This window comes from Isoptericola sp. NPDC055063 (genome assembly GCF_053608125.1).
In genome coordinates, this window is sequence record NZ_JBSGUW010000004.1 from 184,252 (window position 1) to 209,134 (window position 24,883).

Below are 24,883 nucleotides of genomic sequence, written 5' to 3' on the forward strand. Positions count from 1 at the left end.
GGCTGGGGGGGGGGGATTTCCCCCCTGCCCACAAAACACCCCGCCCCCCCCCCCCCGCTCACAGCACGGCTCGCTACTTCTTGGCGGCCGGCTTCTTGGTCGCGGGCTTCTTCGCGGCAGGCTTGCGCGTCGTCGTGCGCTTCTTGGCCGGACCGGCCGCCCGCTTCTCCGCGAGCAGCTCGATCGCCCGCTCGGGCGTGATGCTCTCCGGCGTGAGGTCGCGCGGCAGGGTCCGGTTCGTCTCGCCGTCCGTGACGTACGCGCCGAACCGGCCGTCCTTGACGACGATCGGCTTGCCGCTGGTCGGGTCGTCGCCCAGCTCGCGCAGCGGCGGGGTCGCGGGGCGAGCGCCCCGGCCCCGCTTGGGCTCGGCGTAGATCTTCAGCGCCTCGTCCAGCGTGATCGTGAAGAGCTGCTCCTCCGACGCAATGGTGCGCGAGTCGGTGCCCTTCTTCAGGTACGGCCCGTAGCGCCCGTTCTGCGCGGTGATCTCGTCACCCGACTCCGGGTCGGTGCCCACCACGCGCGGCAGGGACAGCAGCTTGAGCGCGTCGTCGAGGGTCACCGTCTCCAGCGACATGTCCTTGAACAGCGACGCGGTGCGCGGCTTCGGCTGCGCGGCCTTCGCCCGCTTCTGCGCCGCGGCCGACAGGCTCGGGTCGATCTCCGGCAGGTCCAGCACCTCGGTGACGAACGGCCCGTAGCGGCCCGACTTCGCGATGATCGCGTTGCCCGACACCGGGTCCGTGCCGAGCTGCTTACCGTCGTCGGCGCCCGCGGCCAGCAGCTCGCGCGCCATCGCGACCGTCAGCTCGTCGGGGGCCACGTCCTCCGGGATCGACGCGCGCGGCGGGTTCTGGCCCTCCGCGACCTCGGCGCCCAGGTCCTCGACGTACGGGCCGTAGCGGCCGACCCGCACGCGGATGCCCTCGCCGATCTCGACCGAGTTGATCGCCACCGGGTCGATCTCGCCGAGGTTCTCCACCAGCTCGTGCAGGCCCCAGCCGGTGCTCTCGCCCGTGCCGTCGCCGAAGTAGAACCGCGTCAGCCAGGCCACGCGGTCCCGGCTGCCCGACGCGATCTGGTCGAGGTCGGCCTCCATCTCGGCCGTGAAGTCGTAGTCCACCAGCCAGCGGAAGTGCTCCTCGAGCAGCTTCACGACGGCGAACGCGAGCCACGTCGGGATCAGCGCCTGGCCCTTGGTCCGCACGTAGCCGCGGTCCTGGACGGTCGAGATCGTCGCGGCGTACGTCGACGGCCGGCCGATGCCCAGCTCCTCGAGCGCCTTGATCAGCGACGCCTCGGTGAAGCGGGCCGGCGGCGTGGTCGAGTGGCCCTCGGCGACGAGGTCGTCGCCGCGCAGGGGGTCGCCCTCGGCCATCCGGGGCAGGCGCGCGTCCTTGCCCGACCCGGCGCCCGCCGCGCCGCCCTGGTCGCCCTCGGCGACGTCCGTCCCCTCCTCGTACGCGGCGAGGAAGCCGCGGAACGTGATGACGGTGCCCGAGGCCGAGAAGACGGCGTCGCGGCCGGCGAGGTCGCCCGCCGCGCCGGCCAGCGTCGCGGCCACCCGCACGGACGCCGTCGACCCCTTCGCGTCGGCCATCTGCGAGGCCACGGTGCGCTTCCAGATCAGCTCGTACAGCTTGAACTGGTCGCCGGAGATCTCGCGCGCCACCTGGGCGGGGGTGCGGAACGAGTCGCCCGCGGGGCGGATCGCCTCGTGCGCCTCCTGCGCGCCCTTGTTCTTGGTGGCGTACAGCCGCGGCGCGCCCGGCACGTACTCCGGCCCGTACAGCTCGGCCGCCTGCCGGCGTGCGGCGTCGGTCGCCTCCGCGGACAGCGACGGCGAGTCGGTCCGCATGTAGGTGATGTAGCCGTTCTCGTACAGTCCCTGCGCGGTGCGCATCGTCTGGCGCGAGCTCATGCGCAGCTTGCGGCCCGCCTCCTGCTGCAGCGTCGAGGTGGTGAACGGCGCCGCCGGCTTGCGCGAGTACGGCTTGGTCTCGAGCGAGCGGACCGCGAACGCGGCGTCCGCGAGCCCGGCGACGACGGCGTTCGCCGCCGCCTCGTCGAGCTGCACGACGCCCGTCTCACCCCGCGAAGCGTCCTCGCTTCGCTGCGGGTCTTCGCGGGGGCCCCGAGAGGTGCGGACCTTGAGTCGGCCGCGGTCGTCGAAGTCGCGGCCCGCGGCGACCCGGTCGCCCCCGAGGCCGGTGAGGCGGGCGCGGAACGCCTGCCCGGCGTCGTCGCCCTCGGTGGGCGCGAACTGACCGCTGACGTCCCAGTAGTCCGCGGCGACGAACGCCATGCGCTCCCGCTCGCGCTCCACGACAAGGCGCGTGGCGACGGACTGCACGCGGCCTGCCGACAGGCCCTGGCGCACCTTGCGCCACAGCACCGGAGACACCTCGTAGCCGTAGAGGCGGTCGAGGATGCGGCGGGTCTCCTGCGCGTCGACGAGGTCCTCGTCGAGCTCACGGGTGTTCTCCAGCGCCCGCAGGATCGCCTCACGGGTGATCTCGTGGAAGACCATCCGCTTGACCGGGACCTTGGGCTTGAGCTCCTGGATGAGGTGCCACGCGATGGCCTCGCCCTCGCGGTCCTCATCGGTGGCGAGGTAGAGCTCGTCGGCCTCCTTGAGGGCCTTCTTCAGCTCGCGGACCTTCTGCTTCTTGTCCGCGTGGACCTCGTAGTAGGGGTCGAACCCGTTGTCGACGTCGACGGCGAACTTGCCGTACGGGCCCTTCTTCATCTCCGCGGGCAGGTCCCTCGGCTGGGGCAGGTCGCGGATGTGCCCGACGCTCGCCTCGACCTCGAAGTCGTCGCCGAGGTAGCCCTGGATCTTGCGAGCCTTGGTGGGCGACTCGACGATCACGAGCTTGCGTGGCTGGGGCATCCGTTCCTGCTTTCCCTGGTGCTGCGGTGCTGGCGGCGGTGCTGGGCGCCGGCCGGCCGACCGGTCATGTCACGGTACGACATCCGCTCGTCACTTCCCCGACACGGGCCGTCGGGCGGCACTCTACCGAGACGTGCGGCGAGGCTGCGCGGTGAGCTGGCGCAGCAGGAGGAGCACGGCGAACGCCGCGGCCGTCACGGCGAGGACGCCCAGGGCGCCCGCCGCGTAGGCGGTGAGGTCGGGCGAGAGCGGGACCGGGTCGCCGCTGCGCACGAGGCCGACGAGCGTCGCGCCGGAGACCACGGCCCCGGCCAGCGACCCGAGCAGCAGCAGCCCGGCGACCACGTACGAGCCCGGAGCGCGGTACGACTCCCCCGCCCGGCGCAGCTCGTCGGTGGACGACGCCGGCGTGAGGGCGCACACCAGCGCGCCCCACGCGAGCACGACGAGCACAGCGGCCACGACGTCGGACGGGCGGTGCCACTGGCCGACGAGCGTCGAGACGCCCGTGGCCCCCGTGTACGCGGCGCCCAGCAGCGCGACGACGGCGCGCCACGCGCGGGGCGTGACGAGCAGCAGGGCGACGGAGACCGACGCGGCCACCGTGGTGTGGCCGCTGGGCAGCGTGTTGGGACCGGTCCAGCCGTCGAGCAGCTCGGGCCGGTCGAGGATCCCGTGCTTGAGCACCTGCGTCGTGATGTTGGCGCCCGCCACGAGGACGGCCACCTGCAGCGCGAGCACCCACCGCCTGCGGAGCACGGCGACCAGCATCGCGACCCCGACGCCCGCGACGACGAACGCCACGGACACGACGTCGAGCACCGGCTCGGCCACCTGCCACAGCCGGCCCTGCCCGTGCGTGGCGCCGTCGAACGCGAGGTCGTCCACCCGCTGGCCCGCCGCGGTGCCGACGAAGAAGCGCCACACGAGCCAGACGCCTACCGCCGCGAGCAGCGCGACGACGGCGGCCACGACGCGCGGCGCCGTCCTCGTCCGCGGCGTGGGCCGCTCCCCGCGCCACGCGCCGACCGGCAGGATCGGCGCGCCGACTCCCGCCGTCCCCTGCGAGGGGGTCGGCGGCGTCTGGGGGCGCGTCGCGGTGAGCACGGGATCACGCTACCGACTCGGTGTGACGGAAACGTACGCGCGGCGTGGGGACCTCTCCCCCTCCCGCACGTCGCCGTCGGACCTGCTCGCGCGACGCCGACACGCATCGGTCTTCACGAACCCCTTGCATACCCCCCAGGGGTACGCTACGTTCCCCGCTATACCCCACCGGGGTATCTAGCCCAGCCCTTCAGGCCCGGCCGTCACGGCCCGAGCCGGAAACGGAACCTCATGTCCACCACCGCACGCGGCGGGGCTCTCGCGCTCATCGCCGCCGCGCAGTTCATGGTCATCATGGACACGTCGATCATCGGGGTCGCCCTCCCCCGCATCCAGGACGACCTCGGCTTCTCCCAGGGCAACCTCTCCTGGGTCTTCAACGCGTACGTCGTGGCCTTCGGCGGCCTGCTGCTGCTCGGCGGACGCCTGTCCGACCTGTTCGGCGCGCGGCGCCTCTTCACGCTCGGCTGGGTGGTGCTGCTCGGGGGCTCCGTGCTCGCGGGCGCGGCCGGGTCGGTCGCCGCCGAGCTCACCGGCCGCGCGGTCCAGGGCGTCGGTGCGGCGATGATCGCGCCCGCCGCGCTCACGCTCCTCATGACCGTCTTCGGGTCGAGCCCACGCGAGCTCACCAGGGCGCTCGCCGTCTACGGCGCCGCGGCCCCCGCGGGCGGCACCGCCGGCGTCTTCCTCGGCGGCCTGATCACGCAGTACCTCAGCTGGCCGTGGGTGTTCTGGCTCAACGTGCCGGTGGCCCTCGTCATCCTGCTGCTCACCCCGCGCTTCTTGCCCGCCGCCCGCACGGGAGCATCCGGCTCCGTCGACCTGGTCGGCGCGCTGACGGTCACCGCCGGTCTCGGCGCCCTCGTCTACGGCGTCGTCCGCGCACCCGAGGTCGGCTGGGCCGCCCCGCAGACCTGGCTGGTGCTGGGCGGGGCCGCGGTGCTCCTGGTGCTGTTCGTCGTCAGTCAGGCCGTGCGGCGCGAGCCGTTGGTCCCGCTGCGCATCTTCCGCACGCCGCGCCTCGGCGCGGCGAACCTCGCCCAGCTGCTGCTCGGCGCCGCGTGGATCCCGATGTGGTTCTTCCTCAACCTGTACCTGCAGCAGGTGCTCGGGTTCGACGCGTTCGCCTCGGGTGCCGCGCTCGTGCCCATGACCGCGCTGATCATGCTCGGGATGGTGGTGCTCGCGCCGCGCGTCATCGCCCGGTTCGGCACCACGACCACCACGGTGACCGGCCTCGTCCTGCTGGCCGCCGGGCTCGGCTGGCTGGCCCTGGTGCGTCCCGACGGCAGCTACGTCGTCGACGTCCTGCCCGCGACGCTCGTCGCCGCCCTGGGCATGTCCCTGGCGTTCATCCCGTCGCTCGGCACCGCCATCTCCAGCGCGGCGCCGTCCGAGGGCGGGCTGGCCTCCGGCATCGTCAACACGAGCTACCAGGTGGGCTCGGCCCTCGGCCTGGCCGCGATGACGGCCGTCGGCGCCGCGGCGGGCGCGACCGCCCTCGGCGACGTCGTCGCCCTCACCGACGGGTTCTCCGCCGTGTTCGTCGGAGCGGCCGTGATCGCGCTGGTGGGTGCCGTGCTCACCGGCCTCCTGCTCGGTCGGGACCCGCAGGCGCCCGCCGCCGGCGGGTCGGGCGACACCACGACCGCGTCGGTCGGGGCGGACGCGCGCTGAGCGCCGTCACTTCCGAGCACGGGATCCGTATCGCCATCAGGCCCATCGGCGAAACGGATCCCGTGCTCGAAGGGGTCAGCGGGCGAGCTCCGGCGGGAGACCGACACCCGAACCAGTGCCCGAGCCCGCGGCGACGAGGCCGGCGTCGTGCAGGTGGCACGCGACGCGCCGGTCCTCGCCCGTGCTCGGCGGGCCGAGCACCGGCCGCACGTCCCGGCAGACGTCCATCGCGTGCGGGCAGCGGGGGGCGAACGGGCAGCCCGCGCCGAGCCGCTGCAGGTCCGGCGGGGCGCCGGGGATGCCCGACAGCTCGCGCCGCGGCCCGTGCAGCGGGGGGAACGAGCTCAGCAGCCCCGACGAGTACGGGTGCCGGGGCTTGCGGTACACCTCCGAGGCGGTGGCCTCCTCGACGATCTCCCCCGCGTACATGATCGCGATGCGGTCGGCGACCTCCACGAGCAGGGACACGTCGTGGGTGATGAGCACGACGGAGAACCCGAGCCGGTCGCGCAGCTCCATGATCTGCTCGAGGATCTGGCGCTGCATGACGACGTCCAGCGCCGTCGTCGGCTCGTCCATGAGGAGCACCTGCGGCTCCAGGGCGAGCGCCATCGCGATCATCACGCGCTGGCGCATGCCGCCCGACAGCTGGTGCGGGTACGCCCGGAGGCGGTCGGCGGAGATGCCGACCATCTCCAGCAGCTCGGCGGCGCGCGCCTCGAGGTCCCGCGCCGACAGGCCGGGCCGGTGGGCGCGGATGCCGTCGGTGAGCTGGCGCCCGATCCGGAACACCGGGTTGAGCGAGCTCATCGCGCCCTGGAACACGATGGCGACGTCGCGCCAGCGGGCGGCGCGCAGCTGCGCGTCGGTGAGGCCGAGCACGTCGCTGCGCCGCCCCTCGCGGTCGGTGAGCCACACCTCCCCGCCGGTGATGAGGCCGGGCGGCGGCAGCAGCCGTGTCGCGGCGTACGCGAGGGTCGACTTGCCGCAGCCCGACTCCCCCGCCAGGCCCAGCACCTCGCCGCGGTGCAGCGTGAGGTCCACACCGCGCAGCACGTGCGTCGGGTCGTCGCCGAAGCCGTAGTCCACGTGCAGGTCCCGGATCTCCAGCACGGGCTCGCTCATCGGTCCTCCTCGGTGGTGGGCACGGTGGTGGTGGCGGGTCGCGCCTCCCGGACCACGGGCGTGAAACCGACGCGCGGGCGGATGCCGCGGCGGCGCAGGGTGCGGGCGTGCATGCCGGTGCTGCGCAGGCGCGGGTTGACCAGCTCGTCGATGCCGAAGTTGATCAGGGTGAGCGCCATGCCCAGCAGGGCGATGCACAGGCCGGCGGGCACGAACCACCACCAGGCGCCGCGCTGCAGCGCCAGGTTGTTCTGGGCCCAGAACAGGATGGTGCCCCAGTTCCACTCGCTCACCGGCGTGATGCCGATGAACGCGAGCGTCACCTGGCTCAGCACGGCGAACGTCACCGTGCCGACGAAGCCGGCGGCGATGATCGCCGTGAGGTTGGGCAGCACCTCGGCCAGGACGATCCGCCAGGTGCGCTCGCCGGTGGCGCGCGCGGCCTCGACGAAGTCCCGCTTGCGCAGGGACAGGGTCTGGGCGCGCAGCACGCGCGCGCCCCAGGCCCACCCGGTGGCGCCGATGACGAGCGCCACCGTGACGCCGCCCGCGCTGGGCAGCTGGGCCGCGATGATGATGATGAGCGGCAGCTGCGGGATGACGAGGAAGACGTTCGACAGCGCCGACAGCCCCTCGTCGCCGAGGCCGCCGACGAACCCCGCCGTGACCCCGACGAGCACGCCGAGCGCGGTGGCCCCGAGCCCCGCGACGAGCCCGACGACGAGCACCCCACGGGTCCCGACGATGATCTGGGACAGGATGTCCCGGCCGGTGTGGTCGGTGCCGAGCCAGTGCGCGCCGGACGGCGGCTGCAGCAGGGCGGTGCTCACCTGGTCCGGGTCGTACGGCGCGATCCACGGCCCGACGACGGCGAGGATCCCGAAGAACACGAGGATGCCGATGCCGACCAGGGCCTTGGAGTTGCGCAGGAACAGCAGCCGCGGGCGCCGGCCGGGCCGCGCGACGCCGGTGCCGACGTCGTCCGGCCCCGTGGGTGCCGCGACCTCGATCGCGGTGGTCGATGTGGCCATGTCAGCCCTCCTGCCGGGTGCGGGGGTCGAGCGCCGCGTAGGCCAGGTCCGCCACGAGGTTGGCGACCAGCACGGACAGCGTGATGACGAGGAAGCAGCCCTGCATCAGCGGGTAGTCGTGGGTGGAGACGGCCTGGTAGAGCGTGTAGCCGATGCCCTGGTAGCTGAAGACCATCTCCATGACGAGCGTGCCGCCCACCACGAAGCCGAGGGCGAGCGCGAAGCTCGACACCTGCGGCAGCACGGCGTTGCGGGCCGCGTAGCCCACGACCACGGCCCGCGACGGCAGCCCCTTGGCGTGCGCCACGGTGACGAAGTCCTCGCTGGAGACCGTCACCATCATGTTGCGCATGCCGAGGATCCAGCCGGAGACCGACGACACGACGATCGTCAGGGCCGGCAGGGTGCCGTAGTAGATCACCGAGCCGACGAACTCCCAGCTCAGCGACGGCACCATGCCGCGGTCGTAGCTGCCGTTCGACGGGAACCAGCCGAGGTTGACGGCGAACACGGCGATGGCGATGAGGCCCAGCCAGAAGTAGGGCACCGCCGAGAAGAACGTGGTGATCGGCAGCAGCGAGTCCGCCCAGGTGCCGCGCCGCCAGCCGATACCGGTGCCGATGGCCGTGCCGAGGAAGAACGCGATGATCGTGGCGATGCCCACGAGGCCGACGGTCCACGGCAGCGCCTGCATCACGATCTCGGACACCGGGGTCGGGAAGTGGGTGAAGCTCAGCCCCAGGTCGCCGTGGAAAAGCATCTGCCAGTAGTGCACGTACTGGTCCCACAGGGACATGTCCTGGTCGAGCCCGAACAGGACGCGCAGGGACTCCTCCGCGTTCGAGTCGATGCGGCCCTGCATGCGGCCCATGAGAGCGGTGACCGGGTCGCCCGGCAGCAGCCGGGGCACGAAGAAGTTGATGGTGATGGCGGCCCAGGCGGTGAACAGGTAGAACACCGCGCGGCGCAGCACGAACCTCATGCGTCCCCTCCCGTGGTCGTCAGCACCGGGGCGTCGGCGCGGTCCGAGTATCCCCAGCAGGCCGCCTGCCGCGGCTCCCCCTCAGGCCCGCGGCCGACGTCGAGCAGGGGCGGCGCCTCGGCGGCGCACAGGTCGGTGGCGAACGGGCAGCGCGGGTGGAACCGGCAGCCGCTCGGCGGGCTCACGAGGCTCGGCGGCTCGCCGCGGGGCGTGCCCTGCGGGCGCTCGGCCAGGTCCTCGGGGTCGGGGGCGGACGCCAGGAGCAGCCGCGTGTACGGGTGCTTCGGGTCCTGCGTGACCGACTCGCTGTCCCCCGACTCCACGACGCGCCCCGCGTACATCACGAGGGTGGTGTCGGCGAAGTACCGGGCGGACGCGATGTCGTGCGTGATGTAGAGGATCGCGAGGTGCAGCCGGTCGCGCAGGTCGGCCAGCAGGTTGAGGATCCCGAGTCGGATGGACACGTCGAGCATCGAGATCGGCTCGTCGGCGAGCAGGACGTCGGGGTCCGCGGCGAGCGCCCGCGCGATGGCGATGCGCTGGCGCTGCCCGCCCGACAGCTCGTGCGGGTACTTGTCGACGTACCGCTCGGCGGGCGTGAGGTGCACGCGCCCGAGCAGCTCGGCGAGGGCCTGCTCCAGCTCGGGCCCGCGCAGCCGGCCGCGGTGGATCCGCAGGGCGCGCGTCAGGGTGTACCGCACGGGGTGCACCGGGTTCAATGACGCGAACGGGTCCTGGAAGATCATCTGGACGCGGTTCACGTACCGGCGGAACGCGCGGCGCCCGCGGGCCCGCGCGTCGGTGCCGCCGAGCAGCAGGCGGCCGGCGGTGAGGGGCTGGAGCTGGGCGAGCAGGCGCGCGATGGTCGACTTGCCGGAGCCGGACTCGCCCACGAGGGCGACGACGCGGCCCCGGTGCAGGGCGAGGTCCACACCGTCGACGGCGTGCACGACGGCGCCGCGCCCGGTACCGCGGCCGCCGCCCTTGACCGGGTAGTGCTTGGTGATCCCGACGGCCTCCAGCACGGGTGCCCCGGGATCGGGCTGGGGGGCCTCCCCCGGGGCGCCGGCGGGCGCCCCGGGGAAGGTGGTCTGGGCGGGCATCAGGACGCGGGCTCCAGGTTCATGACGATCTGCGCGGCCTGCACGCCGGTGGGCTGCGGCTGGTTGTACGGGTCGTCCTCGGACGGCCAGCCGACGTAGTTCAGCGTCGAGTACTGCGCGGTGGCCGGACGCGACCAGATCGGGATGGCCGGCACCTGCTCCACGTAGACCTTCTGGATGGTCTCCATCGCCGCGGCGCGGGCCGCGTCGTCGGTCGCCGCCGCGTAGTCCGCGAACGCCTTCGTCGCGTCGTCGTCCTGGAAGCGACCGAAGTTCCACGTGGCCGGCTCGCCGAGCTTCTTGTACTGCGCGCCGTCGAACTGGTCGGCGTACATGTCCCACGGCGTCGCGCCGCCGTCGGTCCAGTGCAGGGAGGCCTGGAAGTCGCCCGGCGGGATGACGTCGGCGAACCAGCCGTCCTGGTTCACGGGGTTGACGGTGGCGTCGACGCCGAGCTTCGCCGCCGCGTTCTTGATGAGGTCGAGCGCGGTGAGGTAGTCGTTCCAGCCGGCCGGGTTGGTGAGCTCGAACGTCACCTTCTCGCCGTCGGGGTCGACGAGCTTGTCGCCCTCCCACGTGTAGCCGGCGTCGGTGAGCAGCGCCTTGGCGCCGTCGACGTCGACCGCGAGGTCGTCACCGGCGAACGTGTCGGAGAGGAACTCCTCGCCGGCGGGCAGCGGCAGGCCGGTGGCGTTGGTCAGCGGCGGGTTCACGCCCGAGGTGGCGACCTTCACCAGCTCGTCGCGGTCGATGACCATGTTCAGCGCCTTGCGGAAGGCGACGTCGTCGAACGGCTTCTTCTCGTTGTTGAGGAAGAGCGCGTCGATGCCGAGGCCGGCGGCCGCGTACTGGTGGTAGTGCTCCGGGTCCTGCGCGATGTAGACGTTCTCGTAGTCGGCGATGAACGTCCAGCCCCACTGGGCCTCGCCGGTGGTGAGGGCCGTGGTGAGCGCGTTGTTGTCGTTGTACGACGAGTACCGGATCTCCGGGACCTTCGGCTGGCCGCCCCAGTAGTCGTCGCGCGCCTTCACGGTGGCCGCCTGCGGCGTCCACGACTCGAGCGTGTAGGGGCCGGTGCCGACGGGCTTCTCGTTGGTGAACGTCGTCGGGTCGTCGACGTCCTTCCACAGGTGCTCCGGCACCATGAGCAGGTCGTACAGCTTGGACTGGTTGACGTACTGCGGCGCGGTGAACGACACGGTCACGGTGGACCCGTCCGTCTCGACCTTGTCGTACGGCAGCGCGGCGGCGTTGAGGCCGTCGTTGTCGATGCGCAGCTGGATCGAGAAGGCGATGTCCTTCGCGGTGAAGTCCTCGCCGTCGGACCAGGTCACGCCGGAGCGCGGCGTGATGACGGCCTGGGTGTAGTCCTCGCTCCACTCGATCTTCTCGGCCAGCCAGGGCTTCGGCTCCTCCGAGGGCTTCGCCTGGTTGCGCATCATGAGCGGCTCGTAGATGACGAACGCGTAGCCGAGGGACAGGGCCGAGGAGCCGGTGGCGAACGGCGACTGGTTGTTCGTCTGCACGCCGTTGGGCATGCCGACGGTCAGGGTCTCGGTGCCGACCCCGCCACCGGACGCGGACGGGTCGCCGTCGCCGGTGCCGCCGCCTCCGCCGCAGGCTGCGGCCAGCAGGGCGACGACCGCCGCACTCGCGACCGCCGTGCTGAGCTTGCGGATTCTCACGGTGTGCCTCCTTGCACGTGCCCCGACGACGCGGGGCGGTTGGGTGTGGACAGCTGGGTGGGACGTCAGGGGGTGAGCGGCCCGGGCGGGACGTCGAGGGCGACGTCGAGCCGCGGGTCGCGCACCGACCGGCTCACGACGAGCCGGTAGGTGCCGGGCGGGGTGGTCCAGCCGCCGGCTGCGGCGTCCCACGTCTCGAGGGCGCGGCGGGGCACACGCACCTCGGCGGTGACGCGATCCCCCGGCGCGGCGTCGACGACGGCGAAGCCGCCGAGCCACCGCACGGGGCGCGCCGGGTCGGTGCTGGCCGTGCCGGGCGGCGGGGTCACGTACACCTGGACGACCTCGCGCCCGGCCCGGGTGCCGGTGTTGCGCACGGTGACGCGCACGACGACGTCCGCGTCGGCCGGGCCGGGCCCGGGGGCGGCGAGGGCCGCGACCTCGTAGTCCCAGGTCGTCCAGCCGAGCCCGTGCCCGAACGGGGCGGCCGGCTCGGGCCCGGCACCCGAGCCGGCGTCGAGGCGCCGCTCCCAGGCGCGGTACCCGACGTCGAGGCGCTCGGCGTAGTCGACGACGCCGCCGACGGGGACGGCGTGCGGCACGGGCACGTCCTCGGCGCGCGCGGGCAGCGTCCACGGCAGGCGGCCGGACGGCTCGGTGACGCCGGTGAGCACGTCGGCGAGCCCGGTGCCGGCCTCCTGGCCGGGCAGCCAGCCCCACAGCACGGCGGGTGCGTCGTCGTACCAGGGCAGGAGCACGGGGGCGCCGGCGTTGACGACCGCCACGGTGCGCGGGTTCGCGGCGAGCACGCGGCGCACCAGCGCGTCCTGGTTCCCCGGCAGCGCCAGGTCGGCGCGGTCGTACCCCTCGGACTCCACCTCGTGCGTGGTCCCCACGACGACGACCGCGACGTCGGCCGCGCGGGCCGCGGCGGCCGCAGCCTCCAGCTCCTCCTCGGCCGTGGGCCCGGGCAGCCGGTGCACCAGCGCGCCGCGCACGAAGCGGTCGTAGCCGACGGGGTGCACCACCTGCAGGTCCGCCTCGAGCAGGGTGCCATCGGCCCCGCCCTCGACCGCGAGCGTCGCGGCGACGGGGTGGTTGTGCGCGGAGGCGAGGATGACGTCCTCGCGGGCCACGACGTCGCCCGCGGAGGCGAGGCGGCCGTCCACCCGCACGCGGTGCACGCCGACGGTGCCCACCCCGAGCTCGTGGGTGCCCGGCTCGTCGGTGCGCACGCGGGCGGACAGGCGCAGGGTCGCGTCGTCGGGGCCGACGTCGGCGCACCACCCGTCCCAGTCGGCGGCAGTCTCGGCGCGGCGCACGGCGCCGTCGGCGGCGAGCCACTCGACCCGGACGCCGGGGGCGCCGGTCACGGGGTCGGTGCAGCGGGCCGGGTCCAGCGCCGGCGGGTTGCGCAGCACGCGCGAGCCGGCGACGACGTCCACGACGGAGCCCTCCGGCAGCGCGGCGCGCAGCGCGTCCGCGGGATGGCTGAGGCGGTCGGGCACGACGAACGACGACCCGCCGCCCTGGAAGAACGGCTCCACCGCGTGCGCGCCGAGCAGGGCGACCCGCAGCGGCGTGCCGGCGGTCCCGTCCGGGGCGTGCGACGGGTCGACCAGCGGCACCACGCCGGTGTTGTCCTTGAGCACGACGACGGACCGCGCGACCAGCTCGCGCAGCAGCGGCACGGCGTCGACCGGGGCGTGCCCCTCGTGCACCGTGGGCGCGGCGTCGCCGGGCAGCCGGAGCCGGCCCACGCGGTGCGCCAGGCGCAGCAGCCGGCGCACCTTGTCGTCGAGGTCGGCGGGGTCGACGGCGCCGGCGCGGGCGGCGTCGAGCAGCCCGTCGCCCCAGGGGCCGTCCGGGCCGGGCATCTGCAGGTCGAGGCCGCCGCGGACGGCGGGCGCCACGGACTGCGTGGCCACCCAGTCGCTCACGACGAGGCCGTCGAAGCCCCACTCCTCCTTGAGCACGCCGGTGAGCAGCGGCCGGTGCTCGAGCGCGGGCGCCGCGACGCGGCCGTCGTCGACGCCGCTGTACGCGCCCATGACGCTCCAGGCGCCGGCGGCGACGAGCCGCTCGAACGGCGCGAGGTACACCTCGCGCAGCGTCCGCTCGTCCACCCGGGCGAGGTAGCGGGTGCGGTCCGTCTCGGAGTCGTTGGCGACGTAATGCTTGACGCACATGCCCACCCCGCGCTCCTGCGCCGCGGTCACGAGGGCGACGGCGACCTCGGCGGTGAGGTGCGGGTCCTCGGAGTAGCACTCGAAGTGGCGGCCGCCCACGGGCGTGCGCTGCAGGTTCACCTGCGGCGCCAGCACCATGTCCACGCCGTGACGGCGGGCCTCGGCGGCGAACAGCGCGCCCGCCCGACGGGCGAGGCCGACGTCCCAGGTGGCCGCGAGCGCCGACGGGGCGGGCAGCATCGCGGACGTCCCGCTCCCCTCGGGGTCGCGGACGCCGACCGGGCCGTCGGACATCACCACCGGCTCGAGGCCCAGGCGCTCCACGGGGACGGTGGCCCACAGGGAGGCGCCGACGACGAGGGCGGCCTTCTCCTCGAGGTCGAGGCGGTCGACGAGCGCGTCGATCGCCCGCTCGAGGTGCTCGTCGCCCGCGGGGGCGACGGCGCGCGCGGCGGCGTCGGTGCTGGTGGTGGCGGTCTGCGATGACACGCGGTGGCACTCCTTCGTCCCTGTCGGCGCCCTCGTCGGTCCCGACTGGCGCCCAGTGAACCACAGTTACTGACAGGTAAGTAAGTAGACGAAGGTCACAGTATGGTGACGCCATGACAGACGGCAGCTCCCCGCGACGGACCCGCCCCTCGAAGGCCGAGCGGCGCGAGGAGATCCTCGGCGCGGCGACGCGCGTGTTCGGCTCGAAGGGCTACCACGCGGGGTCGCTCGTCGACGTGGCCGAGCAGGTCGGCATCACGCACGCGGGCGTGCTGCACCACTTCGGCAGCAAGGACAAGCTGCTGTGGGCGGTGCTCGAGTACCGCGACCGGGTGGACGTCGAGCACCTCGAGGGCCAGCACATCCCCGGCGGGCTCGACCTGTTCCGCCACCTCATGACCACGGCCCGCCTCAACGCGGACCGGCGCGGCATCGTGCAGGCCTACTCCGTGCTCACCGGCGAGTCCGTCACCGACGGGCACCCCGCCGCCGACTGGGTCACCGAGCGCTTCACGGTGCTGCGCGGCGAGATCACCCGCGCCCTGCTGCAGGTGGCGCAGGAGCGCGGCGTCGACCTCGCCGAGGCCCGCGCGCGGCGGGCCGCCAGCGCCGTCATCGGCGTGATGGACGGCCTCCAGGTGCAGTGGCTGCTTGCGCCCGACGCCGTCGACCTCGCCGAGGACACCGCCTTCGCGATCGAGGCGATCCTCACCGCCGCGCTCGCCGGGCCGGACGCCCCGCGCGTCGTCGGCTGACGCCGTCGGGCGCCCGCGCTGGGGACCGCGCCCTGGCAGGTGCACACTTTTCCTTCGTGCACCTGATTCCCTGGCTGCGCCCGCACCGGGTGCCACCGTCCTCGCCCGCGTCGCCCGCGAGCCTGCGCCGCCGCCCGGCACAGGTGGTCACCCTGGCGTTCCTCGCCACGATCGGCGCGGGCACCGCCCTCCTGAGCCTCCCGATCAGCGCGACCGGGCGCAGCGCCGGCTTCGTCGAGGCCCTGTTCACCGCCACGTCCGCGACCTGCGTGACCGGGCTCGCCGTCGTGGACACCGAGCACTTCTGGACGCCGTTCGGGCAGGTCGTGATCCTGCTGCTGATCCAGGTGGGCGGGTTCGGCGTCATGACGCTCGCGTCGCTGCTGGGGCTGCTGCTGACGCGGCGCCTCGGGCTGAGCACCCGCCTGGTCGCCACCGAGTCCACGCGCTCGGTCGGGATGGGCGACGTGCGGCGCGTGCTGCTGGGCGTGCTCCGGTTCACCGTGGTCAGCGAGCTCGTGGTGGCCACGGTCCTCACGCTCCGGTTCGCCACGGCCTACGACGAGCCGGCCGGCCGCGCCCTGTGGTCGGGGGTCTTCCACGCGGTCTCGGCGTTCAACAACGCCGGCTTCTCGATCTACAGCCAGAACCTCGTGCCGTTCGTCGCGGACCCGTGGGTCTGCCTGCCGATCTGCGCGGCGATCATCGTGGGCGGCCTCGGCTTCCCGGTGCTGCTGGAGCTGTGGCGCCTGCACCGCACCCGGCGCGTCCAGGACGGCCCCACCGACCTGCGACAGCTGTCGCGCTGGAGCGTGCACACGCGCCTCACCCTGCTCATGACGGCGGCGCTGCTCGTGGTGGGCACGGGCTTCTTCCTCGCCGCCGAGTGGCGCAACCCCGGCACGTTCGGCCCCCTCGACCCGCCCGCCAAGGTGCTGGCCGCGTTCACCCAGGCGGTGATGCCGCGCACGGCGGGGTTCAACTCGGTGGACCTGTCCCAGGCGAACAACGGCACCTGGTTCTTCACCGACATGCTGATGTTCGTCGGCGCCGGGTCCGGCGGCACCGCCGGCGGCATCAAGGTCACCACCTTCGCCGTCCTCGCCGTCGCCATCTGGTCCGAGCTGCGCGGCGACCCCGACGCCACCCTCTTCGACCGGCGGCTGACCCCCGGCACCCAGCGGCAGGCGCTCACCGTGGCGCTCATCGGGGTGGCGGCGGTCGTCGTGCCCACGCTCGCGATCACCCTGTCCACCAGCGCGTTCACCCTCGACCAGGTGCTCTACGAGGTGGTGTCCGCCTTCAGCACCACCGGCCTGTCCACGGGCATCACGGCCGACATGCAGGCCTGGCACCAGCTGGTCCTGGTGGCCCTCATGTTCCTCGGGCGCCTCGGCCCGATCACGCTCGGCACCGGCCTCGCGATGCGCGACCGGCAGCGGCTGTACCGGCGCCCGGAGGCGGCCGTCGTCATCGGCTGACGACGGCCACCCCTGGACCGGCGGTCAGGCCGCCGAGATGCCCACCGTGTAGGCGCCGGAGCCCGTGTAGGCGTGCACCACCACCCGGTAGTAGCCGGACGTCGCCGCGTACGACAGGGTCTCGTCGTCCGACGGTGTCGCCCCCTGGGCGACGGTCGCCCAGGTCGAGCCCGTCCACCTCTGGAGGTACAGGTCGAAGTCCGCGCCCGCCGGGCCGTCCACGCAGGCGCGCACCGTCGTGGAGCGGTTCAGCGAGAAGTAGCTGCCGTCGGGCTCGACCGCCTGGCCGCCCGAGTACAGGGACCCGGTGGCCGTGTGCGACGTGCCCGTGCAGGCGCTGCCCGGCGGCGGCTCCTCCGGGTCGCCCCCGCCGCTCGTCACGAGCGTCAGGCCGTACGCCGCCAGGATCTCGCCGACCGGCTGGAAGAACGTCTGGCCGCCCGAGCTGCAGTTGCCCGACCCGCCCGACGTGACGCCCTGCGCCTGGTTCCCCGCCAGCAGCGAGCCGCCGGAGTCGCCCGGCTCCGCGCAGACCGTCGTCTGGATCAGCCCGGTGATCGTGCCCTCCGGGTAGGTCACGGACGAGTTGAGCGCCGTCACCGTGCCGCAGTGCCAGCCCGTCGTCGACCCGGAGCGGCACACCTGCGCGCCCACCGAGACGGGCGTCGCGCCCGCCACCGCGACCTGGCCGCCCGCGTAGTTGTTCACCGCGCCCACCAGCGTGTTGCCGGCGGCCGTGCGCACGTACGCGTAGTCGTTGCCCGGGAAGCTGGAGCCTGCGAACGTGCCGGACGGCTGCGACGTCGTCGCGCCCGTCTGGCCGCAGTGCCCCGCCGTGACGAAGCCCGTCGTCACGACGAAGCCGACCGAGCAGCGCGTGCCCTGGCCGATGTAGTAGGCGTTGCCGCCCACCACGTCCTGGAGCAGCCGCGGCTCGTCGGCCGTGACCGCGTAGGTCACCGCGCCGCGCGGCACGCCCGCGGCCCGCACCGCCGCACGGGCCGTCTTCTCCGCGCCGCGGTGCACCTGGACCACGATGGCATTCTCCTCGACGTCCACGGCCCAGGACGGCACGCCGCGCGCGTCGCCCAGCGCGCCCTCCAGGTCGTCGGCCCAGCCCTGGAGCCGGTCGAGGGACCAGCGGGCCTCCACCGCGCGGGCTCCCGCCCGCCGCACCTTCGCGGCGTCGCCGGCGTCCGTGGTGGCCACGTAGACGACGTCGTCCTGCGGGTCCAGCCACGTGCCGGCGAAGTCCTTGCCGAGCGTCTTGTCGAGCGCCGCCTGCGTCTCGGCGGCGTCCGCCTGGAAGTCGAGCCGCTCCACGGCACGCGCCTTCGACACGCCGAGGTCGTCCTGCATCGCGCGCAACAGCCCCGCCGAGTAGCGGCCCGCGTCGTCGCGGGACCCGCCGTCGGCCCCCGCCGTCGCCGCGGTCGCCGTGGCCCCCGCCGCGACGAGCGTGAGGCCGGCCGCCGCTGCGGCGAGCGTCCTGAGGGTCGTTCGTCTCATCGGAATTCCTTCCGTCAGGTCCGGGCGAGCGCCCGGTGCCGCTCACGGTAGGAATTCACCCGGCGGGTGCCCAGATGCCGACCGGGTCATACCGCCGCGGTATGACCGGTCACGTCGGTCGCGGCCGCGCGGGGCGTGCGCCGCACGGCCTCGTCGTGCGCGCTCTGCGCGGCCGCGACGAGCAGCGCGTCGTCCCAGCGCTCCCCCGCCGCGCGGCCCCGGCCCAGCGAGTGCGTCCACCGCAGCGGCTCGCCCGCCAGCCCCACGACCCGCACGCCCGGAGCGTCCAGCAGCAGCGGCTGCACCAGCGCCACCCCGTGGCCCGCGCGCACCTGCTCCACCACCGACTCCCGGTCGCCCTCCCCCATCCCGCGCGGCGTGAACCCCGACCGCGCGCACGCCGCGACGAAGCAGCGCTCGAAGCAGCCGTCCCCCGGCGCCGACAGCCACGACTCGTCCGCCAGCTCCCCGAGGTGCACCTGCGACCGGGCGGCCAGGGGGTGGTCGTCGGCCAGCAGCACGCACACGGGGTCGTCGTACAGGCGCCACCACACCACGCCGCGCCCCGCCGGCAGCGTCGCGTCCGGGCACGAGCCGACCAGTGCCACGTCCAGCTCGCCGGACTCCAGGTGCCGCGCCGTCTCGGCGGGCGACCACGACGTCGACATCCGCACGCGCACGCCCGCGCGCGACGCGTACAGCGCGTTGACGAACAGCCCGCCCAGCACGGTGCTCACCGTGCCCAGGTGCAGCGGGCGCGCGTCGTCGACAGCCCGCGCGAGCAGGTGCCGCACGTCGTCCCGCATCGCCGCCGCCGCGGGCAGCAGCACCCGCGCGTGCCGCAGCACCAGCAGCCCCAGCTCGGTGGGGCGGCTGCCCGCCCGGTCCCGGACGAACACGGGGCCGCCCAGCGCCCGGTCGATCCGGTTCAGCTGCGCCGTCAGCGCGGGCTGCGCGAGGCCGAGGACCGCGGACACCTTCGTCACGCTGCCGCACTCGGCCACCGCCACCAGCATGCGCAGGTGTCGGAGCTCGATCTCCATGCCCGGCAACGTACCGTCGCCCGGGGCACGGCGCCCCATCTCCCGGACAGCCCGGTCCCGGACACGTCGCCGCCCGGGACCCGATCACGGGTCCCGGGCGGCGACGGCCTGCAGGCGTGGGGGCAGCGGGCGGTGTCAGCAGTTGGTGCCGGCGTACGTGCCGACCGACTTCGCGGCGTCGGTGAACTCCGAGCTGGTCATCGCGGTCATCGCGTCCTGGAGCTGCGACATCGAGTCGGCGTCCGTCGGGTCCTTCGCCGCGGTCTCGATGCCGTCCGTCGCGGTGCGGAACGCGGTGGTGAGGGTCGTCCAGTCGTCGGCGACCTCCGCCGGCGGCTCCGTCACGCCCTCCATCGTGGTGGTGAGCTCGTCCAGCTTGTCCACCGTGGGCTGCAGGTCGGACGGGTCGACGTCGCCCATCGCGGACGACGCGTCGGTGAGCGCCTGCACGGCGTCGCAGAAGTCGCCGCCGGCGGCCGCGGCGTCCTCCTCCTGGGGGGTCTCCTGGCTCTCGGCGGCGGTCGTGCTGCCGTCGGTGGAGCCGTCCCCGTCGCCCGAGCTGCAGGCGGCCAGGCCGAGGGCGAGGAGAGCGCTCGCGGCGAGGGCCGAGGCACGGGTCATGGTCTGTCGGTTGCGCATGGCACCCATGGTGACGGACCCGACCGGATCACGCGCCCCCGGCGCACGGGGAGAACTGCCCATGTGGCACAGCCCACGTTCCGCCGGCTCTCAGCGAACGTCCTCCGCGGGCCGCAGGAACCCGTCGCGGACCAGCCCGCGGACGGCCGGCAGCAGCTCGGCCCGCAGGTCGTCGGCCGGGACCTCGAGCAGGGCGCCGAGCGCGCCGACGATCTGCCCGACGGCGAGCTCGCCGTCGCACACGCCGACGAACGCCGCGAGCCCCGTCGAGGCGTGCACGCCCCGGCCCAGGCCGTCGCCCTGCCGCACCACGACGACGTTCGGGTCCGCCTGGCCCGGGGTGTGGAACCGCTCCTCGGTGACGTCGTCCGCGACCACGAGGTGCGCCCGCCCGAGGGCGTCGTCGTCGCGGGCGGCGAGCCAGTCGTGCGCGGCCAGCGACGCGGCCACGTGCGCGCCGAGCGGCTGGTGCACCGACCCAGTGTGCTCCTCCAGGCGGCGCAGCGTGGGGCGCGCGCCGTCGGCCGGGCGGCGCAGCGTGACGATGCCGAACCCGACCGCCTCGACGTCCCGGCCGGCGAAGTCGTCCAGCCACGCCCCGTACGCAGCCGCCCAGGCCGCGGGCTCGCGCTCCGCCGTCGTCCCGCCGTCGCGGATCCACGTCTCGGCGTACTCGGCCGGGTCGAGCACCTCGCGCTGGATCACCCAGCCGTCCAGGCCCGACGCGTCGAGCCACCCGCCCACGCGCTCCTCCCACGGCTCGCCGCGGCGGTGCTCCCAGTTGCCGAGCAGCTGCGCCACGCCGCCGGGCGCGAGCACCTGTCCGACGTCGCGCACCAGGTCACGCACGAGGTCGTCGCCCGAGCGACCGCCGTCGCGGTACTCGTAGTCGCCCAGCGCGTCGGCGACGGCGCGGCCCGCCGCGCCCGCGTGCGGCGTGATGACGAACGGCGGGTTCGACACCACGAGGTCGTAGCGGTCCCCCGCCACCGGCTCCAGCATCGAGCCGTGCCGCAGCTCGACGTCGGAGGACGGCGCGTTGAGGGCGAGGTTGAACCGCGCGAACCCGAGCGCGCGCCGCGAGATGTCGGTGCCGACCACCTGGCGCGCGTGCCGCGCCGCGTGCAGGGCCTGGATGCCGCACCCCGTGCCGAGGTCGAGCACGCGGCCCACCGGCGTGCGTGCGGTGACCTGCGCGAGCGTGGTCGAGGCGCCGCCCGCGCCCAGCACGTGGTCCGTCGCGAGGCGGCCGCCGGTGGCGAGCTCGGCGAGGTCGCTCGACAGCCACCACGACGCCTCTCCCCCGGCGTCGACGGCGGCGTACGGACGCAGGTCCACGACGGCGCGCACGGCGTCGCCGGGACCCTCGCCCGCGGCGGCCACCAGCCCCAGGCGGGCCGCGCCCGACGTGCCGAGGCCCGGCAGCGCGCGATCGAGCTCCGCGCGGGGGACGTCGTCGCCGAGCAGGAACAGCCGGGCGAGCGCCGCCCGCGGGTCGGCGCCGGGCGCCACCCGTGCGAGCGCGCGCCGCGCCGGCACCGTCTGCTCACGGTGCAGCGCCGCGGACGCGACCGTCCCCAGCGCCTCCTCGACGCCGTCCACCGTGTAGCCCGCCGCCGTGAGGTCGGCCCGCAGGGTGGCGACGAGCGGCGCGGCGTCGACCGTCGCGCCGGGCACCGGCGTCGAGGCGGGCGCGCTCATCGGCCCGCGCACGACGTCGCGAGGTACGCGGTGATGTCCTTCGCGGCTGCGGTCGCGGTCGCCGTGTCGTCCGCGGTGATCGCCCCCGCCATCGCCGAGCTGACCGCGTTCGCGTCGTCCTCGTCGACGTCCTCGAACGCCGTCACCGCACTGCCCAGGTAGTCCGCCATGGTGCCCCACGCCGTCGCGACGTCCTCCGGCGGGTCCTGCTCGGTCATCGCCTTGTCGGCCGTGCGGAAGCTCTGCACCAGGGCACGCGGGTGGTCGGGGCTGAGGTCGACGAGCGCGCGGTTCGTGGTGGACCAGGACTGCTGCAGCGCCGCGCACCGCTCCGCCTCCGCGGTGGAGGCCTCGTCCTTCGCGTCGTCCTTCGCGTCGGGCGAGGGGCGCGCCGACCCCGACCGCGCGGCCTCCCCCTCGACGCCCATGCTCAGGTCGGCCGGGATCGACACCGCCGGCGCGGGCTCCGCGGCCGGCTCCGCGCCGCCGTCGCCGCCACCCTGCCCGCACGCCGCGAGCGTGGCCCCTGTGACGAGCATCCCCACGACGACGAACGGGAGCTGACGGGGCACGAGGCGGGCGCGGCGCATCCCCCTATCGTGAACCACCGCCCGCGCGCGTGGAAATCCCCCGCGACGCGCGCCCGCCCCCAGCCGGCGCCGTCAGCCGGCGTCGTCGGGCGGCGGGGTGGTGCCGCAGCCGTCCTTGAGGAACGTCGTGACCCGGTTCGAGGCCTGCGTCATCGCGGTCGTGTCCAGCTCTGCGATGGCCGACGCCACCGCCGCCGCGACGTCGGCCTCGTCCGCAGCCTCCACCGTGTCGGCGACCGTGCCGACGTAGTCCGTGACGGTCCGCCAGTCCGCCAGGACGGCGTCGGGCGGCCGCACCCCGGCGAGCGCGTCCCGCGCGCCGACGAACCCGTGCCGCAGCGACGCCGGGTCGTCCACCCTCATCCCCACCTGCAGGCTCGCGGACTGCGACCACGCCGCCTGCACCACCGCGCACTCGTCCGCCGGCCCGTCGGGCAGCGCGGCGTCGTCCGCGGCCCCGGGCAGGAGGCCCGACGCGAACCCCGCACCGATCCCGGTCATCAGCGCCAGCGCCCCGGACGCCACGAGCGACGACCGCCGGCGCCAGGCTCCCCGCACGGGTCGCGACAGGGCGTGCGGCAAGAGCCGGGACGCGGCACGCGACGGCCCGCGCGACCGCCCGCGAGCTCGTGTCCTGCTGCCCCTCATGGTCGCGAAGGCTACCGCCAGCGCCCGCGCCCGCGGAACGTCGCCGCAGGTGGGAGGGGGCCGCTTGACCGGGGGCCGGTGTTCGGCCAGATTACGCGCGTGACCTCTACCACGCCCGGCCTGTGGGTGCATCCTGAGAACGACCCGCGCGCGACGGGCGTCGACCCGGTCGGCGAGAAGGAGACCCTCTGGGAGTACCTCTGCCGGTACCGGATGACGCTGGTCATGAAGTGCGAGGGCCTCGACGCCGGCCAGCTCGCGCGCCGCTCCGTCCCGCCGTCGTCGCTGTCGCTGCTGGGGCTGGTCCGCCACCTCGCGAACGTCGAGCACCACTGGTTCCGTCGGGTGCTGCAGGGCAGCACCGACCGGGGGCCGTTCGAGCTCCCCGGCTACCCCGACGTCGACTTCGACGGCGCCCTGCCCGACCCGGCGTGCGTGGACGAGGCGTGGGACGCCTGGCACCGCGCCGTCGAGGCCGCCGACGACTGGTTCGCCGGCGAGGACATGGGCCGCGAGGTCCCGTACGACGGCGGCACCGTCGAGGCGCGCGACGTGCTGCTGCACGTGCTCGAGGAGTACGCCCGCCACATGGGCCACGTGGACCTGCTGCGCGAGTGCATCGACGGCCGCACCGGCCTCTGACAGTGATGATGTAGTGACCCGCCCGCGGGGCCGCGTAGCGTGCCCTCATGCGGAGCTTCCTCAGCGGCGTCCTGGTCGCGCTGGCCGTCCTGGCGGCCGTGGTCACGGTGCCGGTGCGGTACGTCGAGGGCACGCTGCTGGACACGGACGCCTACGTGGCCGCCACCGCGCCGCTGGCCGACGAGATCACCACGCAGGACGCCGTCGCCGAGGCGTTGACGGGCACCGTCGTGGGGCAGATCGACTCGGGCGCGCTGGCCGGGGCCCTGCGGCCCGTGATCGGCGAGGTGGCCGACGTGTTCGTCCGCTCCGACGCCTTCCCGCCCGCATGGGAGGAGGCCACCCGGCAGGGGCACGCCTCGACCGTGGCCGTGCTGCGCGACGAGAGCGACGTGGTCGACGCCGCCGACGGCGTGGTGACGCTGCCGCTCGACCCGTTCCTGGAGTCGGTCGGGCAGGCGCTGCGCGACCGCGGGCTGCCCGTCCCCGAGGGCTTCGCGACGACCGGCGCGGACGTCGTCCTGTACGCCTCGCACGACCTGGCCACGGCGCAGCAGGCGGTCGCGCTGGTGGACCGCTGGGCGCCGTGGACCCTGCCGGTGACCGTGCTCCTCGCCGTCCTGGCCGCGCTCGTCGCCCGGCCGGGCCGGCGCGTGCGCACGGCGGCGGTCACGGGCGGCCTGGTCGCCGCGGCCATGCTGGTGCTCCTGCTGCTCCTGCCCGAGACGGTGCAGGCGGCCTTCGCCCGGCTGGACGTCGGCTCGTCGGGCCGGCAGGTGCTTGACGACACCGTCGACGCGCTCCTGGTGCCGCTGCGCACCCAGCTGTGGTGGGCGTGCGGCGTCGGCGCCGCGGTGGCCGTCGTCTCCACGGTGGTGGGCGTGGTGCTGCGCCGCCGGCCCGCGCCGGTCGCCTGAGGGCGACGCGCCGGCAAATCCGGTTGCGGCGCGGGCGGGCCCGACGGTCGGATGTGCGCATGACCGACGCCACGCAGCGACAGTTCCCCGACATGTGGGTGGACCCCCAGGACGACCCCCGCGAGCAGTGGGCGAACCCGGAGGGCGAGCTGCAGACCCACTGGTTCTACCTCAAGGCCTACCGCGCCACGCTGGAGATGAAGTGCTCGGGGCTCGACGCCGAGCAGCTCGCCCGCCGCGCGGTGCCGCCGTCCACCCTCTCCTTGCTCGGCCTGGTGCGGCACCTGGCGAAGGTGGAGCACACCTGGTTCCGCCGCCGGCTCCAGGGGCAGCCCGACCTGGCCCCGCTGTACACGAGCCCCGACGCCCCCGACGCGGACTTCGACGGCGCCGTCGCCGACCCGGCGGTCGTCGAGGAGGCGTGGGCCACGTGGCGCCGCGAGACCGAGGCCGCCGACGCCTGGCTCGCGACGCAGACCGACGCCGACATGGGCCGCACCGTGGAACGCGAGGGCGAGCAGCTCCCGGTGCGGGACGTCCTCGAGCACCTCGTCGAGGAGTACGCCCGCCACGCCGGGCACGCCGACCTGCTGCGGGAGTGCATCGACGGCCGCACCGGCCAGTAGCCACCGCACGACGACGCACGACGACGCGGTCCGGGGTCTCTCGTCGCG

At 74.5% G+C, this 24,883-nt stretch carries 20 protein-coding genes; 6 read left to right on the top strand and 14 right to left on the bottom strand.

Annotation, left to right across the window (positions count from 1 at the left end):
- Positions 1-73 precede the first annotated feature (73 nt).
- Complete coding sequence (topA, locus tag ACWF41_RS06560; protein WP_380321954.1) at positions 74-2,896, bottom strand: type I DNA topoisomerase; 2,823 nt, start codon at positions 2,894-2,896, stop codon at positions 74-76.
- Between the two features lie 123 nt (positions 2,897-3,019).
- Complete coding sequence (locus tag ACWF41_RS06565; protein ID WP_380321951.1) at positions 3,020-4,003, bottom strand: phosphatase PAP2 family protein; 984 nt, start codon at positions 4,001-4,003, stop codon at positions 3,020-3,022.
- A gap of 231 nt (positions 4,004-4,234) precedes the next feature.
- Between ACWF41_RS06565 and ACWF41_RS06570 the strand changes: the two genes are divergently transcribed.
- Complete coding sequence (locus ACWF41_RS06570; RefSeq protein ID WP_380321948.1) at positions 4,235-5,680, top strand: MFS transporter; 1,446 nt, start codon at positions 4,235-4,237, stop codon at positions 5,678-5,680.
- Between the two features lie 75 nt (positions 5,681-5,755).
- Here the strand turns inward: ACWF41_RS06570 and ACWF41_RS06575 are convergent, their stop codons facing one another.
- The 6 genes from ACWF41_RS06575 to ACWF41_RS06600 form a co-directional block, all read right to left on the bottom strand.
- Positions 5,756-6,805: an ABC transporter ATP-binding protein gene (locus ACWF41_RS06575; protein ID WP_380321946.1), complete on the bottom strand. Its 1,050-nt coding sequence runs from the start codon at positions 6,803-6,805 to the stop codon at positions 5,756-5,758.
- Positions 6,802-7,836 carry an ABC transporter permease gene (locus ACWF41_RS06580; RefSeq protein WP_380321944.1) on the bottom strand — a complete coding sequence of 345 codons (1,035 nt, stop codon included), beginning with the start codon at positions 7,834-7,836 and terminating at the stop codon, positions 6,802-6,804. The genes ACWF41_RS06575 and ACWF41_RS06580 overlap by 4 nt, the downstream gene beginning before the upstream one ends.
- 1 nt (position 7,837) lies before the next feature.
- Entirely contained in the window at positions 7,838-8,818 is a 981-nt protein-coding gene (locus ACWF41_RS06585; RefSeq protein WP_380321941.1) for an ABC transporter permease, read from the bottom strand.
- The gene (locus ACWF41_RS06590; protein ID WP_380321938.1) at positions 8,815-9,921 is read right to left on the bottom strand and encodes an ABC transporter ATP-binding protein; all 1,107 of its coding nucleotides are present in this window, start codon (positions 9,919-9,921) and stop codon (positions 8,815-8,817) included. The genes ACWF41_RS06585 and ACWF41_RS06590 overlap by 4 nt, the downstream gene beginning before the upstream one ends.
- A complete protein-coding gene (locus ACWF41_RS06595) occupies positions 9,921-11,606 on the bottom strand; it encodes an ABC transporter substrate-binding protein (RefSeq protein WP_380321935.1) in 1,686 nt (561 codons plus the stop codon). Before ACWF41_RS06595 ends, ACWF41_RS06590 begins: the two co-directional genes overlap by 1 nt.
- A 65-nt stretch (positions 11,607-11,671) precedes the next feature.
- The gene (locus ACWF41_RS06600) at positions 11,672-14,284 is read right to left on the bottom strand and encodes a beta-d-glucosidase (RefSeq protein ID WP_380321932.1); all 2,613 of its coding nucleotides are present in this window, start codon (positions 14,282-14,284) and stop codon (positions 11,672-11,674) included.
- A 113-nt stretch (positions 14,285-14,397) separates the two neighbouring features.
- Between ACWF41_RS06600 and ACWF41_RS06605 the strand changes: the two genes are divergently transcribed.
- Together ACWF41_RS06605 and ACWF41_RS06610 are read left to right on the top strand one after the other, a co-directional pair.
- Positions 14,398-15,039, top strand: coding sequence for a TetR/AcrR family transcriptional regulator (locus ACWF41_RS06605; protein ID WP_380321929.1), 642 nt, complete (start codon positions 14,398-14,400; stop codon positions 15,037-15,039).
- A gap of 56 nt (positions 15,040-15,095) precedes the next feature.
- Positions 15,096-16,520, top strand: coding sequence for a TrkH family potassium uptake protein (locus ACWF41_RS06610; protein ID WP_380321926.1), 1,425 nt, complete (start codon positions 15,096-15,098; stop codon positions 16,518-16,520).
- A gap of 24 nt (positions 16,521-16,544) precedes the next feature.
- Here ACWF41_RS06610 and ACWF41_RS06615 read toward each other — a convergent pair whose 3' ends face one another.
- The 6 genes from ACWF41_RS06615 to ACWF41_RS06640 form a co-directional block, all read right to left on the bottom strand.
- On the bottom strand, positions 16,545-18,029 hold the full coding sequence (locus ACWF41_RS06615) for a S1 family peptidase (RefSeq protein WP_380321923.1): 1,485 nt from the start codon (positions 18,027-18,029) through the stop codon (positions 16,545-16,547).
- Between the two features lie 86 nt (positions 18,030-18,115).
- Complete coding sequence (locus ACWF41_RS06620) at positions 18,116-19,072, bottom strand: LysR family transcriptional regulator (protein WP_380321920.1); 957 nt, start codon at positions 19,070-19,072, stop codon at positions 18,116-18,118.
- A gap of 135 nt (positions 19,073-19,207) precedes the next feature.
- A complete protein-coding gene (locus ACWF41_RS06625) occupies positions 19,208-19,711 on the bottom strand; it encodes a hypothetical protein (RefSeq protein WP_380326343.1) in 504 nt (167 codons plus the stop codon).
- Between the two features lie 90 nt (positions 19,712-19,801).
- Positions 19,802-21,412, bottom strand: a complete 1,611-nt coding sequence (locus tag ACWF41_RS06630; protein WP_380326340.1) for a DUF7059 domain-containing protein — start codon at positions 21,410-21,412, stop codon at positions 19,802-19,804.
- Positions 21,409-22,002, bottom strand: coding sequence for a hypothetical protein (locus tag ACWF41_RS06635; protein ID WP_380326337.1), 594 nt, complete (start codon positions 22,000-22,002; stop codon positions 21,409-21,411). The genes ACWF41_RS06630 and ACWF41_RS06635 overlap by 4 nt, the downstream gene beginning before the upstream one ends.
- Before the next feature lie 72 nt (positions 22,003-22,074).
- A complete protein-coding gene (locus tag ACWF41_RS06640; protein WP_380326334.1) occupies positions 22,075-22,503 on the bottom strand; it encodes a hypothetical protein in 429 nt (142 codons plus the stop codon).
- Positions 22,504-22,749: 246 nt separating this feature from the next.
- On the opposite strand from ACWF41_RS06640, the gene ACWF41_RS06645 reads away from it, so the two are divergent.
- From ACWF41_RS06645 to ACWF41_RS06655, 3 genes are read left to right on the top strand one after another with little or no spacing between them, the layout of a single operon-like run.
- On the top strand, positions 22,750-23,292 hold the full coding sequence (locus tag ACWF41_RS06645) for a DinB family protein (protein ID WP_380326331.1): 543 nt from the start codon (positions 22,750-22,752) through the stop codon (positions 23,290-23,292).
- A gap of 47 nt (positions 23,293-23,339) precedes the next feature.
- Entirely contained in the window at positions 23,340-24,209 is an 870-nt protein-coding gene (locus tag ACWF41_RS06650) for a hypothetical protein (RefSeq protein ID WP_380326328.1), read from the top strand.
- Between the two features lie 59 nt (positions 24,210-24,268).
- A complete protein-coding gene (locus ACWF41_RS06655) occupies positions 24,269-24,835 on the top strand; it encodes a DinB family protein (protein ID WP_380326325.1) in 567 nt (188 codons plus the stop codon).
- Positions 24,836-24,883 lie beyond the last annotated feature (48 nt).